This is a genomic window from Streptomyces sp. NPDC086519 (assembly GCF_040686075.1).
Lineage (GTDB): Bacteria > Actinomycetota > Actinomycetes > Streptomycetales > Streptomycetaceae > Streptomyces > Streptomyces shenzhenensis.
This window is the reverse complement of the sequence record NZ_JBFBJL010000051.1, coordinates 57,133-70,880: the sequence shown is the minus strand read 5'-3', so window position 1 is coordinate 70,880 and position 13,748 is coordinate 57,133. Positions and strand designations below refer to the sequence as shown.

The window sequence follows — 13,748 nt, the reverse complement described above, 5'->3', positions numbered from 1 at the left end:
CCCAGCTCGGGCATGAATCCCTGCACGGCCGCCAGGATCGCGTAGTCACCGCAGCCCGGGCACCAGCGCACCTCCTGGTCCGACTTGAAGTCCTTCATGGACTGCTTGGCCTCGGCCTTGGGGACGAGCTGCAGCAGCCCGTCGGTGGCGTCGGTGAGGGCGTCAGTCATGGATGGCCTCCTTGAGCGCCGCGGCGAGCTGCTCGGCCTTGAACGGCATGCCGTTGACCTGGTTGTACGAATGCGCGTCCACCAGGTACTTCGCCCGGATGAGGGTGGCGAGCTGACCGAGGTTCATCTCGGGGATCACGACCTTGTCGTAGCCCCTCAGCACAGCGCCGAGATTCCTCGGGAACGGGTTGAGGTGCCGCAGATGCGCCTGCGCGATCGGCTCGCCGGCCGCGCGCAGCCGCCGTACCGCAGCCGTGATCGGCCCGTACGTCGAACCCCAGCCCAGTACCAGGGTCCTGGCGCCGTCCGGGTCGTCGACCTCGATGTCGGGGACGACGATGCCGTCGATCTTGGCCTGCCGGGTGCGGACCATGAAGTCGTGGTTGGCGGGATCGTAGGAGATGTTGCCCGAGCCGTCCTGCTTCTCGATACCGCCGATGCGGTGCTCCAGGCCGGGCGTGCCGGGGATCGCCCACGGCCGCGCGAGGGTCTGCGGGTCGCGTTTGTACGGCCAGAAGACCTCGGTGCCGTCCTCCAGGGTGTGGTTGGGGCCGCTCGCGAACCGCACCCGCAGATCGGGCAGCTCCTCCAGCTCCGGGATCCGCCAGGGCTCGCTGCCGTTGGCCAGGTAGCCGTCGGACAGCAGCATCACGGGGGTCCGGTAGGTCAGCGCGATCCGGGCCGCCTCCAGCGCCGCGTCGAAGCAGTCGGCCGGAGTCCTGGGGGCGACGACCGGGACCGGCGCCTCGCCGTTGCGGCCGAACATCGCCTGCAGCAGATCCGCCTGCTCGGTCTTGGTCGGCAGTCCGGTGGACGGCCCGCCCCGCTGGATGTCGACGACCAGCAGCGGCAGCTCCAGGGAGACCGCGAGTCCGACCGTCTCCGACTTCAGGGCCACGCCGGGACCGGAGGTCGTCGTCACGGCCAGCGAACCGCCGAAGGCCGCGCCCAGGGCCGCGCCGATGCCTGCGATCTCGTCCTCGGCCTGGAAGGTGCGCACGCCGAAGTTCTTGTGCTTGCTGAGCTCGTGCAGGATGTCGGAGGCCGGGGTGATCGGGTACGAACCCAGGAACAGCGGCAGATCCGCCTGCCGGCTCGCGGTGACCAGGCCGTACGCCAGGGCCAGGTTCCCGGAGATGTTGCGGTAGGTGCCCACCGGGAACGCCGTGGTCGCCGGGGCGATCTCGTACGAGACGGCGAAGTCCTCGGTCGTCTCGCCGAAGTTCCAGCCCGCCCGGAAGGCCGCCAGGTTGGCGTTCATGACCTCCGGCTTGCGGGCGAACTTCTGCTTCAGGAATCTCTCCGTGCCCTCGGTCGGCCGGTGGTACATCCACGACAGGAGACCGAGCGCGAACATGTTCTTGCTGCGCTCGGCCTCCTTCCGGCTGAGGTCGAACTCCTTCAGCGCCTCCACGGTCAGCGTGGTCAACGGCACCGGGTGGAGGCTGTAGCCGTCGAGCGACCCGTCCTCCAGGGGCGAGGTGCCGTAGCCGACCTTCTGCATCGCCCGCTTGGTGAACTCGTCCGTGTTGACGATGATCTCCGCGCCGCGCGGCAGATCCCCGATGTTCGCCTTCAACGCGGCCGGATTCATCGCGACCAGCACGTTCGGCGCGTCACCCGGAGTGAGGATGTCGTGGTCGGCGAAGTGCAGCTGGAACGAGGAAACCCCCGGCAGAGTGCCTGCGGGGGCCCGGATCTCGGCCGGAAAATTGGGAAGAGTCGACAGATCATTGCCGAAGGACGCGGTCTCCGACGTGAACCGGTCACCGGTGAGCTGCATACCGTCACCCGAGTCCCCCGCGAACCGGATGATCACCCGATCCAGGCGCCGGACGGCCTTCACACCGTCCGGCTTGCGCTGCTCTCCCACGACGGTTCCGTCGGCCTGTTCCCTTGTCCTGCTGACCTGGCTGGTCACTGAACTGGACCTCCTTCGAGGCGGCTGCCCGGGCGTGGTCGTCCCACGGACCATCCCGCAATCAACCCTACGTCGGTTAGGGTCGCCTTCCCGTGCCAGCTCGCATGCTGGACAGACTTCTGAGACGACCTGTCGCCCTGACTTGTCACGATTTTCCCTCCCCCTGGTCGCCTTCGGGTGCCGACACGGTGCCGTCGGCCCGTCAGGAGTTCAGATACGTCAGAACGGCCAGAACGCGCCGGTGGTCACCGTCGCTCTGGGAGAGTCCGAGCTTGAGAAAGATGTTGCTGACGTGCTTCTCGACGGCTCCGTCGCTCACGACCAGCTGCCGCGCGATCGCCGAGTTCGTCCGCCCCTCGGCCATCAGCCCGAGCACCTCCCGCTCCCGCGGGGTGAGGCCCGCAAGCACGTCCTGCTTCCTGCTCCGCCCGAGCAGCTGTGCGACGACCTCCGGATCGAGCGCCGTACCGCCCTCGGCGACCCGCACCACGGCGTCCACGAACTCCCGGACGTCCGCGACCCGGTCTTTCAGCAGATACCCCACGCCCCTGCTGGAACCGGCCAGCAGTTCGGTGGCATAACGCTCCTCCACGTACTGCGAGAGCACCAGCACCCCGAGCCCCGGATGCGCCTTCCGCAGCCGTACGGCGGCCCGCACGCCCTCGTCGGTGTGCGTCGGCGGCATCCGCACGTCCGCCACGACCACGTCCGGCAGCGCGTCCTGCGCGTCCAGCTCGGCGATGGTCTTGACCAGCGCCTCCGCATCCCCGACGCCCGCGACGACGTCATGCCCCCGGTCGGTCAAAAGCCGGGTCAGTCCCTCCCGCAGCAGCACGGAATCCTCGGCGATGACCACCCGCACCCTGTCCTCCACTGTTCTCCGGCCCCCCACACCCCGTCCGGCGTACATGCCTGCCCTGTCCGAAAGTCCAGCATTCCAGCATTCGGATCGGAGTGCGTGCAGCCAAGAAGAGGCGACAAACCAATCAGGCCGCCTGCCCGCGCCTTCGCCGGCCGACAACCAGCCTGTATGGCGTTTCATCATCCCGCCGACGTTTGCGGAGGAAGGCCGGTCTGCGCCCCCCCACCGGCCTGTCGGGTGTTTGTGGACGAAGGGCGGCTTGTACGCCCCACCGGCCTGTCAGGGGTTTGTGGACGAAGACCGGTCTGTACGCCCCACCGGCCTGTCGGGGGTTCGTGGACGAAGGCCGGTCCGTCCCCCCACCAGCCCGTCGGGTGTTTGAAGACGAAGGCCGGTCTGTACCCCCTCATCAGCCTGTCAGGCGTTGGTGGACGAAGGCCGACCCGTACCCCCCACCAGCCCGTCCGGCGCTGGAGGACGAAGACCGGTCCGCACCCCCCACCACCAGCCCGTCCGGTGCTGGAGGACGAAGACCGGTCCGCGCCTTCCACCCACCAGCCCGTCCGGCGTTTGAGGACGAGGCCGTTCAGGCCGATGCGGGGGTTCGGGGGCGGCAGCCCCCGGAGCGGGCGGTCGAAGGGGGCCCACCCCCTGGAGGACGGGACGGGTAGGGGCGGCGGGGGCGAGAACCCGCCCTCAGCCACGCCAGGGCAACTCCGCCGTCACCCGCGTAGGCCCACCCACCGGCGAGTCCACCACCAGCACCCCGTCGACCGCGTCCAGCCGCTCGGCCAGCCCCGCCAGCCCCGACCCCCGCGCCGTGTCCGCACCCCCCACCCCGTCGTCCACGACCTGCAGCATCAACCGGTCCGCACTCCGCCACACATCCACCACCGCCCCACTCGCCCGCGCATGCTTGCTGATGTTCTGTAGCAATTCGGACACCGTGAAGTACGCGATCCCCTCGATCGCCGCCGCCGGCCGCTCCGTCAGGTCGACCTCCACCCGCACCGGCACCGTGCACCGCGAGGCCACCGCGGACAGCGCCGCGTCCAGCCCCCGGTCGGTCAGCACCGCCGGATGGATCCCGCGGGCCAGGTCCCGCAACTCCTGCAGCGCGGTCTTCACCTCACCGTGCGCCTCGTCCACCATCCGTGCCGCGGCCTGCGGATCCTCCCGCAGCTTCTCCTTCGCCAGCCCCAGATCCATGGCCAGCGCCACCAGCCGTGCCTGCGCCCCGTCGTGCAGATCCCGTTCGATCCGCCGCAGATCGGCGGCCGCCGCGTCCACGACGATCCCCCGGTCCGACTCCAGCTCCACCACCCGCGACGCCAGCTTCGACGGCCCCAGCAGCCCGTGGACCAGCACCCGGTCCACCAGCGTCAGCGCCCGTACGATCCACGGCGTGGCCAACGTGAACAGCAGTCCCACCAGCGCGGTCACGGTGATCTCGAACGGGTTGTCGAGGTAGACGCTGTGGTGCGCGTCGCCATACAGCTGGAGCCCGCCCTGCCCGACCCACACCGGGAACACCCAGAACCACAGCGGATACGTCAGCAGCGCCCAGCCGTACGCCCAGAAGTTGAGGGCGACGACGAAGGAGAACATCGACCAGGGGAACTGCAGGACCGCGTACAGCAGATGACGCCAGGACGTGCCGCTCTTCAGGACCGCGCCGACCCAGGCGAAAAAACCCGGCTTGCGCATCCGCAGCGGCTCCGGATCGGCCACCTCCAGCTTCAGCAGCGCACGCGCGCGTGCCCGTTCCAGTGTCCCGAAGCCACGGCACCCGGCGAGGGCCACCGCCAGCAGCGGGATCCCGACGAAGGTGACCAGCAGACCGACGCCGAGGGACAGCATCGTCACGGTCCACACGAACAGCGTGACGCCGACCGGAAGACCCAGCAGGACATAGCCGAACTCACGCCGGCTGCGCGCCTCGAACGGCGCCCGCAGCACGGCCGGCACCCGATGCCGACGCTCCCCGTACGGCTCGTGGCCGTATCCGTGGTCCTGCCCGTACCCGTACCCGTACTCGTGTCCGTATTCCGTGGCCATCGGCGCCGTCCCCTCCTGTCCTGTCCGGTCCAGCCCCGCCCCATCGGCTTCACGGGCTTCACGGGCTTCACGGGCTTCACCGGCCCGTCCTGCCGAACCTCCTCCACCCTGCTGTGCCGCAGGTCCACGGACCATGGAGTCCGTCGGCGTCTTGAACGGGGGGTTTTCCCCACCCCCCTCCTGTTCCGTCCGCCCTGTTCCCCGGCTACGCCCGGTCGCGCCAGGGCAGCTCCGCGGTGACCGTCGTGGGACCGCCGGCCGGGGAGTCCACGACGAACAGGCCGTCGACCGCACCCAGCCGGTCCGCCAGCCCGCGCATCCCGGAGCCGCCGTCCAGACTCGCCCCGCCACGCCCGTCGTCCCGCACCTGGATCAGCAGCCGGTCGTCGGCCCGCCACACGTCCACCGAGGCGGTACGCGCCCCGCTGTGCTTGCTGATGTTCTGCAGCAGCTCGGAGACGGTGAAATAGGCGATGCCCTCGATCGCGGGCGCCGGTCTGGACGGCAGGTCGGCGGTCACCTGGACCGGCACCGTGCAGCGGGAGGCCACCGACGACAGCGCCGCGTCCAGCCCCCGGTCGGTCAGCACCGCCGGATGGATGCCCCGGGCGAGATCCCTGAGCTCCTGGAGCGCCAGCTTCACCTCGCCGTGCGCCTCCTCGACCATCACCGCGGCCGCGTCGGGATCCTCCAGCAGTTTCTCCTTCGCCAGACCCAGCCCCATCGCCAGATTGACGAGCCGGGCCTGGGCCCCGTCGTGCAGATCACGCTCGATGCGCCGCAGATCGGCGGCGGCCGTGTCGACGACCACCCCCCGGTCCGACTCCAGCTCGGCGATACGGCGCTCCAGCTCGTCGGAGGGCGACAGCAGCCCGCGCACCAGCGCCCGGTCCACGTTCGCGAGCCCGCGCGCGATGAACGGCAGCACCGGCCACAGCACGAACAGCGAGGTCAGCGTGGTGCAGAAGGTGAGGATGCCCCATGGCAGCCGAATGAAGTCGTACAGCAGCGTCCGCCAGCCCACCGGGTCCTTCAACGTCATCCACAGCCGCTGGGTGCCCGCACCCCGCCTGGCCCGGGGCAGCGGGGTCGGCTCCTCCACTCGCACCCCGAGCAGCGCACGCGCGCGGGCCCGCTCCAGCTTCCCCAGTTGCCGGGCGCCCAGCAGGGTCGCGGCCAGCAGGGGTATGCCGATCACCGTCAGCGTCAGTACACCGCTCACCCACACCGTCGTGACGACGTAGACGAAGCCGAACAGCGACACGGGCAGGTTCAGCAGGAGGTGCGCGATCTCCTTCCAGGTGTGACCGTCGTAGGCGAAGCGCACGGGCGGCAGTCGTTCACGGTCTTCTCCGCCGTCGGCGAAGCTGAGGGATCGGGGTGCGGATGCGGTCATATGCGCCAGCGTGCCGTGTGCCGTGGCGCGACGCCATGGAGTTCGCCGCCGGGCCCGTCCTGGGGAAAGCCCCCCGGTGCCCCGGTCTTGTGTCTCCTCTCGGGGCTCCACCCTGTCCCACCGCGTGACGGGCTGCTTACCGTGTCTTTATCAGGGCCTAGACTCCCGTGCGTACAGATCGTCGAATCAAGAGTTGACTGAGGTCACGGCACCGGGCCGGTTCGGGCCTGTGGTCAGTCGAGGGAATGAGGGACGGGCGATGCGGGAGACGGTGGGTGGTGAGCCGACCGTGGCCGTCGCGGCGGGCTACTTCGCGTCCTACTCGGTCGTGGGGCTGATGACGCTGGTCGGCGTGATCTTCGTCGCCGTCGCCTTCGGCGCCGGCCGGCTGCTGCGCCCGGTGGTCCCCACCCCCGAGAAGCTCCTCACCTACGAGTGCGGCGTCGACCCCGTCGGCGAGGGCTGGGCCCACACCCAGGTCCGCTACTACGTCTACGCCTTCCTCTATGTCATCTTCGCCGTCGACTCGATCTTCCTGTTCCCCTGGGCGACGGTCTTCGCCGCCCCCGGCTACGGCGCGACCACGCTCGTGGAGATGTTCGTCTTCCTCGGCTTTCTCACCGTCGGCCTGTTGTACGCATACAAGAAGGGCGTCCTGACATGGACGTGACGCCGGACGTGACGCCGTCGGAGCCCGTGCTGCTCCCGGAGCCGAAGCGGCTGGGCGCGCTCGCCCGCCTCGCCCCCGAACCGATGAAGGTCGTCCTCAACTGGGGCCGCCGCTACTCGCTCTGGGTCTTCAACTTCGGCCTCGCCTGCTGCGCGATCGAGTTCATCGCCGCGTCGATGGCCCGCCACGACTTCATCCGCCTCGGCGTGATCCCCTTCGCGCCGGGCCCTCGCCAGGCCGACCTGATGGTGGTCTCGGGCACGGTCACGGACAAGATGGCCCCGGCGGTCAAGCGCCTGTACGAGCAGATGCCCGAACCGAAGTACGTCATCTCCTTCGGCGCCTGCTCGAACTGCGGCGGCCCCTACTGGGACTCCTACTCCGTCACCAAGGGCGTCGACCAGATCATCCCCGTCGACGTCTACGTCCCCGGTTGCCCGCCGCGCCCCGAGGCGCTCCTCCAGGGCATCCTCAAACTCCAGGAGAAGATCGCCGCGGAGTCCCTGGGCGAGCGTTACGGCACCCTCCGTCCGTCCGCCGCGGCCCTCCAGAGCGGCCTGGTCCGGCCCCCGGCCGCCACGGCGGACGAGAGCGAAGGGGACGCGCGATGACGGCCCAGGCCGGCTGGCTGCCGGCCCCCGTCGAGGAACTCTTCGGCACGGACGCCACAGCCGACGAGTCCTACGGCGTCCTGACCGTCGACATTCCTCCCTCCTCCTGGCTCGCCGGCCTGGAGATCGCCCGTACGACCCTCTCCTGCACCTACTTCGACTGGCTGAGCGCGGTCGACGAACCCGGCACCGGCTTCCGCGTCTCGGCCCACGTCGTCGCCCTCGCCCCGGTCCGCCGTCTGCTCCTTCGTACGACCGTCCCGCACGCCGCCCCCGAACTCCCGTCCGCCGTCGGCGTCTACGCGGGCGCCCGCTGGCACGAACGCGAGACCCACGAGATGTTCGGCGTCCGCTTCACCGGCCACCCCGGCCTGGACCACCTCCTTCTCCCGGAAACCTTCGAAGGCCACCCCCTCCGCAAGGACTTCGTCCTCGCCGCCCGCGTCGCCAAGGCCTGGCCCGGCGCCAAGGAACCGGGCGAGTCCGACCACGGTGGCCCCAGGCGGCGCCAGACGCTCCCCGCGGGCGTCCCCGACCCCAACGAGTGGGGCCCCCTCAAAGGCCAGCTCCCACCCGCCCCCGCCCGCCCGGGCCGCCCGGCGGCCGGCCGCACGGCCGGCGACCGCCCGGTACGCCGCACCCGCACGACCGCGGAGGGCTCGGCGAGCCAGCCGACCGGGGCGGCTGAGGCAACCGGGACGGCTGAGGCAACCGCGGCGGCTCCGGCGACCGGGGCGGTTCCGGCGACCGGGGCAGGTGCGGCGGGTGCGCCAGGTCGCCCGGCCGCTCCGCGCCGGGCACGGAGCGCGAGTGCGGGATCTGCTTCGCAGCGGACAGCCGCCGGTACGGAAGAAGCGCCCGCCAGGGAGCCCGCCGCGGAAGGCTCCGGTGCGCAGGCGACCACTCCCGCGGCGGGGCCGCCGGCCGCTCCGCGAGGGCCGCGCCGGTCACGCACGGCCTCGGGCGGCTCCGCTTCACAGCGTGCGCAGGAGACGGACACGCCGGTGGTGCCCGCCACTCCGGCCCGCCCCACGACCCCCCGCAGCTCCGACGCGCCGTGGCACCACGCCCGTCCGGCCTTCGACGAACCGGAGGCCGGGAAGCCACGCGGGACATCGGTCGGCTCGACGGAGGCAACCGGGGCCGAGGCCGACGAGCCGGGGCCGGCCGCGGGGACGAGGGCGGTGCCGACGGGGGAGCCGACGGCACCGGGGCCGGCCGCGTCCAGCCCCGCCGCTGCCGAGGAGCCCGAGCCGGACCCCGCCGGGCCTGAAGCGCCCGACGACTCCGGCCCTGAACCATCAACCTCGCGGAACCGGGCTTCCGAGACCCCGGCCCCCGAGATCCACCCCTCCGAGGCCCCGCCCGACCGCGAAGCCCCGACCCCCGGCCACGTCACTCCCGACGACACTCCCCACGACGACTCCCCAGGAGGCCCGCAGTGAACGACGCTCTGGACGTCGCCCTGCGACTCCTCGTCGTGTTCGTCGTCTTCCTCACCTTCCCTCTGCTCGTCGGCCAGACCGAGCACAAGGTGATGGCCCACATGCAGGGGCGCCTCGGTCCTATGTACGCCGGGGGCTTCCACGGCTGGGCCCAGCTGATCGCCGACGGCGTGAAGTTCGCGCAGAAGGAGGACGTGGTCCCGGCGGGCGCGGACCGCCGTGTCTTCCAGCTGGCTCCCGCGGTGGCCCTCCTTCCGTATCTGCTCGTGCTGCTCGCCATCCCGATCGGCCCCGGTGAGGGCGCGGTCGGCCAGGTCCTGGACGCGGGTGTGTTCTTCGTGCTGGCCGTGATGGGCGTCGGTGTCCTCGGCTCGCTCATGGCCGGCTGGGCCAGCGCCAACAAGTTCTCCCTCCTCGGCGGCCTGCGCACCGCCGCCCAGCTCCTCGCCTACGAACTCCCGATGCTGCTCACCGCCGCGTCCGTGGCGATGGCGGCCGGAACCGTCTCCCTGCCGGGCATCGTCGCCGCCTTCCACTGGTGGTGGCTGCCCTGGCAGATCACCGGCGGCCTGGTCTTCTTCACCGCCGGTCTCGCGGAACTCCAACGGCCCCCGTTCGACATGCCCGTCGCCGACTCGGAGATCATCTTCGGCGCGTACACCGAGTACACCGGCCTGCGTTTCGCCCTGTTCCTGCTCGCCGAGTACGCCGGGATCGTCGTCCTGTGCGGTCTGACCACCGTCCTGTTCCTGGGCGGCTGGCACGGCCCGTGGGGTGCCGACGGCCTCGGCTGGCTGTGGACCCTCCTGAAGACGGCGCTCCTCGCCTTCGTCGTGATCTGGCTCCGCGTGACCTATCCCCGGCTGCGCGAGGACCAGTTGCAGAAGTTCTCCTGGACTCTCCTCGTCCCCCTTTCTCTCGCCCAGATCGCCCTCACCGGCATCGTCAAGGTGGTGATCTCCTAGTGGCCCCCATCCCTGGCTCCGGCCTCGCCAAGGGCCTGGCCGTCACCCTGCGCACGATGACCCGGAAGTCGGTCACCGAGCAGTACCCGGACACCCTTCCCGACCTCCCGCCCCGGACCCGGGGTGTGATCGGCCTGTTCGAGGAGAACTGCACGGTCTGCATGCTCTGCGCCCGTGAGTGCCCCGACTGGTGCATCTACATCGACTCCCACAAGGAGACCGTCCCACCGGCGGCCCCGGGCGGCCGCGAACGCAGCCGCAACGTCCTGGACCGCTTCGCCATCGACTTCGCCCTGTGCATGTACTGCGGTATCTGCATCGAGGTCTGTCCTTTCGACGCCCTGTTCTGGTCACCGGAGTTCGAGTACGCCGAGACCGACATCCGCGAACTCACCCACGAGCGCGACAAGCTCCGCGAGTGGATGTGGACGGTCCCGGCCCCGCCAGCCCTGGACCCCGGCGCGGAGGAACCGAAGGAGATCGCCGCCGCCCGCAAGACAGCCGAGAAGCTCGCGGCCGCCCAGGCCGCCCAGGCCGAGCCGGCCACCGACCGAACCGAGCCGGGGGAGGGGGAGGCGTGAGCCCGCTCACCCAGGCGCCGCACGGCTTCCTGTCCCCGACCGGTGTGGAGATCGCCTTCCTTCTCGTCGGACTGGTCACCTTCGGCGCCGCCCTCGTCACGGTCACCACCCGCCAGCTGGTGCACGCCGCCCTGTGGCTGGTGGTCGCCCTCGGCGGGCTCGCCGTCGAATACCTGCTGCTCACCGCGGAGTTCATCGCCTGGGTGCAGGTCCTCATCTATGTGGGTTCCGTCGTCGTCCTCCTGCTGTTCGGTCTGATGCTCACCAAGGCCCCGATCGGCCGCTCCCCGGACGCCGACTCCGGAAACCGCTGGGTCGCGCTGGCCGTCGCCGTCGTCGCCGCGGCCGCCCTGGTCTGGGTGGTCGTGGACGCCTTCCGTACCACCTGGATCGACCTGGACGGTGCCGCCGCCGGCTCGACGAAGGTCACCGGCGCGAGCCTCTTCCAGAACTGGGTCCTGCCCTTCGAGGCCCTCTCCGTCCTCCTCCTCGCGGCCCTGGTCGGAGCGATCGTCCTGTCCCGGAAGGCGAAGGCGGAGTCGGCCCCGCCCCCTGTGAACGGCCGGGCCGTCACACGGAGTTCCCCTTCCGTCACGGGTTCCGGGATTCACCCGATCGAGCAAGGGGCCGAGCAGCAATCCAAGCTGGTATCCCCGCAGGGATCCGAGCAGGGATCCGAGCAGGAAGGCGCCCGCTGATGCACCTCGCCTATCCCGCCGTTCTCTCCGCCCTCCTCTTCTGCACCGGCCTGTACGGCGTCCTGGCCCGCCGCAACGCGATCCTGGTCCTGATGTCCGTCGAGCTGATGCTCAACGCCGTCAACCTCAACCTCGTCGCCTTCGACGTCTGGCTGAGCAAGGCCGCCCGGGACACCCTGCACTCCGGTCAGGCCCTGACCCTGTTCACCATCGCCATCGCCGCCGCCGAGATCGGCATCGGCCTGGCGATCGTCCTCGCCGTCCACCGCAACCGCGGCACCTCCGACATCGACCGGCTCCGCGACACCGCCGAGGGCCCCGAGGACGGCACGCCCACGGACGGGGCGGCCGACGAGAAGGCTGAGGCCACCGCGTGACCACGACCACCCTCGCCGTCCTCGTCCCCCTGCTGCCGTTCCTCGGCGCCGTCGCCGGTCTGCTCCTGGGACGCGCCGCCCCCCGATTCGTCCGCCCGCTTGCTGTCCTGCCGACGCTCGCCGCGCTGGCTCTCGCCTGCACGGTCGCCGCCGACCAGGGCGGCGGCCGAGCCGTGGACGCCCACACCGAGCTCACCCCGACCGGCTCGGTCCCCATCGAACTCGCCCTGTACATCGACGGCTTCGCCGCCCTCGTCGCCGTCCTGGTCGCCTTCGTCGCCGCCTGCGTGCAGATCTACTCGACCGGCTACCTGCGCGACGACCCGCGCTACCCGTCGTACGCCGCCCTCGTCTCCCTGTTCACCTCCGCGATGCTGCTCGTCGTCTACTCCGGCGACCTGATCGTGCTGCTGGTCGGCTGGGAAGTCATGGGCATCTGCTCCTACTTCCTGGTCGGCCACTACTGGGAGACCCCCGAGGCACGCGCCGCCTCCATCAAGGCCTTCCTGGTCACCAAGCTCGGCGACGTGCCGTTCCTGATCGGCCTCTTCGCGCTGGCCACCGACGCCGGGTCGTTCCGCATCACCACGGTCCTCGGCACCGTCGCGCACGGCGGGCTGCACCACCCCACCCTGGTCGGCCTGCTGCTTCTGTGTGGTGTGGCCGGCAAGTCCGCGCAGTTCCCGCTGCACACCTGGCTCCCCGACGCCATGGCCGGCCCGACCCCCGTCTCCGCGCTGATCCACGCCGCGACGATGGTCGCCGCCGGTGTCTACTTCGTCGCCCGGCTCCTGCCGGTCTTCGAGGCCGGCGCGGCCGTGATGGTCGTCCTCGCCGCCATGGGCGCCGTCACGATGGTCGGCTCGGCCCTCGCCGCGCTCGCCCAGGACGACATCAAGCGCGTCCTCGCCTACTCGACGATCGGCCAACTCGGCTACATGACCGGCGCCCTCGCCGTCGGCGACCGCGGTGCGGCCGTCTTCCACCTGCTGTCCCACGGCGCCTTCAAGGCGCTGCTGTTCCTCGCGGCCGGCGTGATCATCCACGCCGCCGGCACCAACTCGCTGGCCGTCATGTCCCGCACCTCCGGCCTGCGCGACCGTGTCCCGGACGCCTACTGGACGATGACCGTGGCCCTGCTCGCGCTCGCCGCGATCCCTCCTTTCAGCGGCTTCTTCTCCAAGGAGTCCGTCCTCGGCGCCGCGGAACACGCCGCCACCGGCCACGCCGAGCACGCTCCCGGCAGCGCCGGCTGGATCGTCCTCGTCGCCGGCCTGGCCACCGCCCTGCTCACCGCCGCGTACGCGACCCGGCTGTGGCTGCTGGCCTTCCGGGGCCGTGGACCCGAGGCAGCCGACCACGGCAGGCAGCCGCTGTCCATGACCGTGGTCCTGTGGGTCCTGGCCGTGCCGTCCCTCGCGTTCGGCGGATTCGCCTACCGGTCACTGCCCGGCTGGTTCGACGGCCGCGCCCTCACCCCGACCCTCACCACGTCGGTCCTCGGCACCGGCCTCGCGCTCGTCGGCGGACTCGCCGCCTACGGCGCCTGGCAGCGCACCAGGACGCTGGCGGCCCGCGCCCCGCTGGGTGCCGTCGCCGCCCACCCGGAGGGCGACGCGGGACTGGTCGAGGCCGAGGCCGTCGCCGCCCACGAGCCCGCGTTCGGCGACGTGGCCTACGCACCCGATCCGGCAGACCCCGGCCGGCTGCTGCTCGGCCCGCTGCACCGGCACGCGGCCGAAGGCTTCCACCTCGACGCCGTCTACGACGCGCTGTTCGTCCGCCCGGTACTGGCCGCCGCGAGCCTCGTCCAGTTCCTCGACCGCGAGGTCGTCGACACCTACGTGCGTGGGGCGGGCGCTCTGCCCCGCCTGCTCGGCGCCGCCGTACGGCGCGCCCAGACCGGCAACGTGCAGACCTATGTGAGCGCGCTGCTCGCCGGCACCGTCGTCCTGACGGTCGCCGTCCTCCTCGTCGCCACGGGAGCGTGAGCA

General features: G+C 71.1%; 12 protein-coding genes and 1 pseudogene. 8 read left to right on the top strand and 5 right to left on the bottom strand.

What is annotated here, in order from left to right:
* The 5 genes and pseudogenes from AB0P24_RS35380 to AB0P24_RS35360 all read right to left on the bottom strand — a co-directional run.
* Nucleotides 1-170 (bottom strand): annotated as a pseudogene (locus AB0P24_RS35380) (2-oxoacid:ferredoxin oxidoreductase subunit beta); the annotation flags it as partial.
* On the bottom strand, nucleotides 163-2,091 hold the full coding sequence (locus tag AB0P24_RS35375) for a 2-oxoacid:acceptor oxidoreductase subunit alpha (protein WP_365801315.1): 1,929 nt from the start codon (nucleotides 2,089-2,091) through the stop codon (nucleotides 163-165). The gene AB0P24_RS35375 and the pseudogene AB0P24_RS35380, both read right to left, overlap by 8 nt.
* Before the next feature lie 202 nt (nucleotides 2,092-2,293).
* The gene (locus tag AB0P24_RS35370) at nucleotides 2,294-3,001 is read right to left on the bottom strand and encodes a response regulator transcription factor (RefSeq protein ID WP_362747343.1); all 708 of its coding nucleotides are present in this window, start codon (nucleotides 2,999-3,001) and stop codon (nucleotides 2,294-2,296) included.
* A 648-nt stretch (nucleotides 3,002-3,649) separates the two neighbouring features.
* Nucleotides 3,650-5,011: a sensor domain-containing protein gene (locus AB0P24_RS35365; RefSeq protein WP_365801313.1), complete on the bottom strand. Its 1,362-nt coding sequence runs from the start codon at nucleotides 5,009-5,011 to the stop codon at nucleotides 3,650-3,652.
* A 205-nt stretch (nucleotides 5,012-5,216) separates the two neighbouring features.
* Nucleotides 5,217-6,407 (bottom strand): sensor domain-containing protein, encoded by a 1,191-nt coding sequence (locus AB0P24_RS35360; RefSeq protein WP_365801311.1) that lies wholly within the window; start codon nucleotides 6,405-6,407, stop codon nucleotides 5,217-5,219.
* A 259-nt stretch (nucleotides 6,408-6,666) separates the two neighbouring features.
* Between AB0P24_RS35360 and AB0P24_RS35355 the strand changes: the two genes are divergently transcribed.
* From AB0P24_RS35355 to AB0P24_RS35320, 8 genes are read left to right on the top strand one after another with little or no spacing between them, the layout of a single operon-like run.
* Nucleotides 6,667-7,077 (top strand): NADH-quinone oxidoreductase subunit A, encoded by a 411-nt coding sequence (locus tag AB0P24_RS35355; protein WP_365801309.1) that lies wholly within the window; start codon nucleotides 6,667-6,669, stop codon nucleotides 7,075-7,077.
* Entirely contained in the window at nucleotides 7,068-7,688 is a 621-nt protein-coding gene (locus AB0P24_RS35350; protein WP_181806354.1) for an NADH-quinone oxidoreductase subunit B, read from the top strand. Before AB0P24_RS35355 ends, AB0P24_RS35350 begins: the two co-directional genes overlap by 10 nt.
* A complete protein-coding gene (locus tag AB0P24_RS35345; protein WP_365801307.1) occupies nucleotides 7,685-9,133 on the top strand; it encodes an NADH-quinone oxidoreductase subunit C in 1,449 nt (482 codons plus the stop codon). The genes AB0P24_RS35350 and AB0P24_RS35345 overlap by 4 nt, the downstream gene beginning before the upstream one ends.
* Nucleotides 9,130-10,098: a complex I subunit 1 family protein gene (locus AB0P24_RS35340; protein ID WP_365801305.1), complete on the top strand. Its 969-nt coding sequence runs from the start codon at nucleotides 9,130-9,132 to the stop codon at nucleotides 10,096-10,098. Before AB0P24_RS35345 ends, AB0P24_RS35340 begins: the two co-directional genes overlap by 4 nt.
* Nucleotides 10,098-10,679 (top strand): NADH-quinone oxidoreductase subunit I, encoded by a 582-nt coding sequence (locus AB0P24_RS35335; RefSeq protein ID WP_365801303.1) that lies wholly within the window; start codon nucleotides 10,098-10,100, stop codon nucleotides 10,677-10,679. Before AB0P24_RS35340 ends, AB0P24_RS35335 begins: the two co-directional genes overlap by 1 nt.
* Nucleotides 10,676-11,377 (top strand): NADH-quinone oxidoreductase subunit J, encoded by a 702-nt coding sequence (locus tag AB0P24_RS35330; RefSeq protein ID WP_365801301.1) that lies wholly within the window; start codon nucleotides 10,676-10,678, stop codon nucleotides 11,375-11,377. Before AB0P24_RS35335 ends, AB0P24_RS35330 begins: the two co-directional genes overlap by 4 nt.
* Entirely contained in the window at nucleotides 11,377-11,754 is a 378-nt protein-coding gene (gene nuoK / locus AB0P24_RS35325) for an NADH-quinone oxidoreductase subunit NuoK (RefSeq protein ID WP_365801299.1), read from the top strand. The genes AB0P24_RS35330 and nuoK overlap by 1 nt, the downstream gene beginning before the upstream one ends.
* Nucleotides 11,751-13,745: an NADH-quinone oxidoreductase subunit L gene (locus AB0P24_RS35320; protein WP_365801297.1), complete on the top strand. Its 1,995-nt coding sequence runs from the start codon at nucleotides 11,751-11,753 to the stop codon at nucleotides 13,743-13,745. Before nuoK ends, AB0P24_RS35320 begins: the two co-directional genes overlap by 4 nt.
* The last annotated feature ends 3 nt before the right edge of the window (nucleotides 13,746-13,748 follow it).

Coding starts and splice junctions, on each gene's coding strand:
- nuoK (WP_365801299.1), top strand. CDS start 11,377: ATGCACCTCGCCTATCCCGCCGTTCTCTCCGCCCTCCTCTTCTGCACC.
- AB0P24_RS35345 (WP_365801307.1), top strand. CDS start 7,685: ATGACGGCCCAGGCCGGCTGGCTGCCGGCCCCCGTCGAGGAACTCTTC.
- AB0P24_RS35370 (WP_362747343.1), bottom strand. CDS start 3,001: ATGTACGCCGGACGGGGTGTGGGGGGCCGGAGAACAGTGGAGGACAGG.
- AB0P24_RS35355 (WP_365801309.1), top strand. CDS start 6,667: ATGCGGGAGACGGTGGGTGGTGAGCCGACCGTGGCCGTCGCGGCGGGC.
- AB0P24_RS35350 (WP_181806354.1), top strand. CDS start 7,068: ATGGACGTGACGCCGGACGTGACGCCGTCGGAGCCCGTGCTGCTCCCG.
- AB0P24_RS35365 (WP_365801313.1), bottom strand. CDS start 5,011: ATGGCCACGGAATACGGACACGAGTACGGGTACGGGTACGGGCAGGAC.
- AB0P24_RS35360 (WP_365801311.1), bottom strand. CDS start 6,407: ATGACCGCATCCGCACCCCGATCCCTCAGCTTCGCCGACGGCGGAGAA.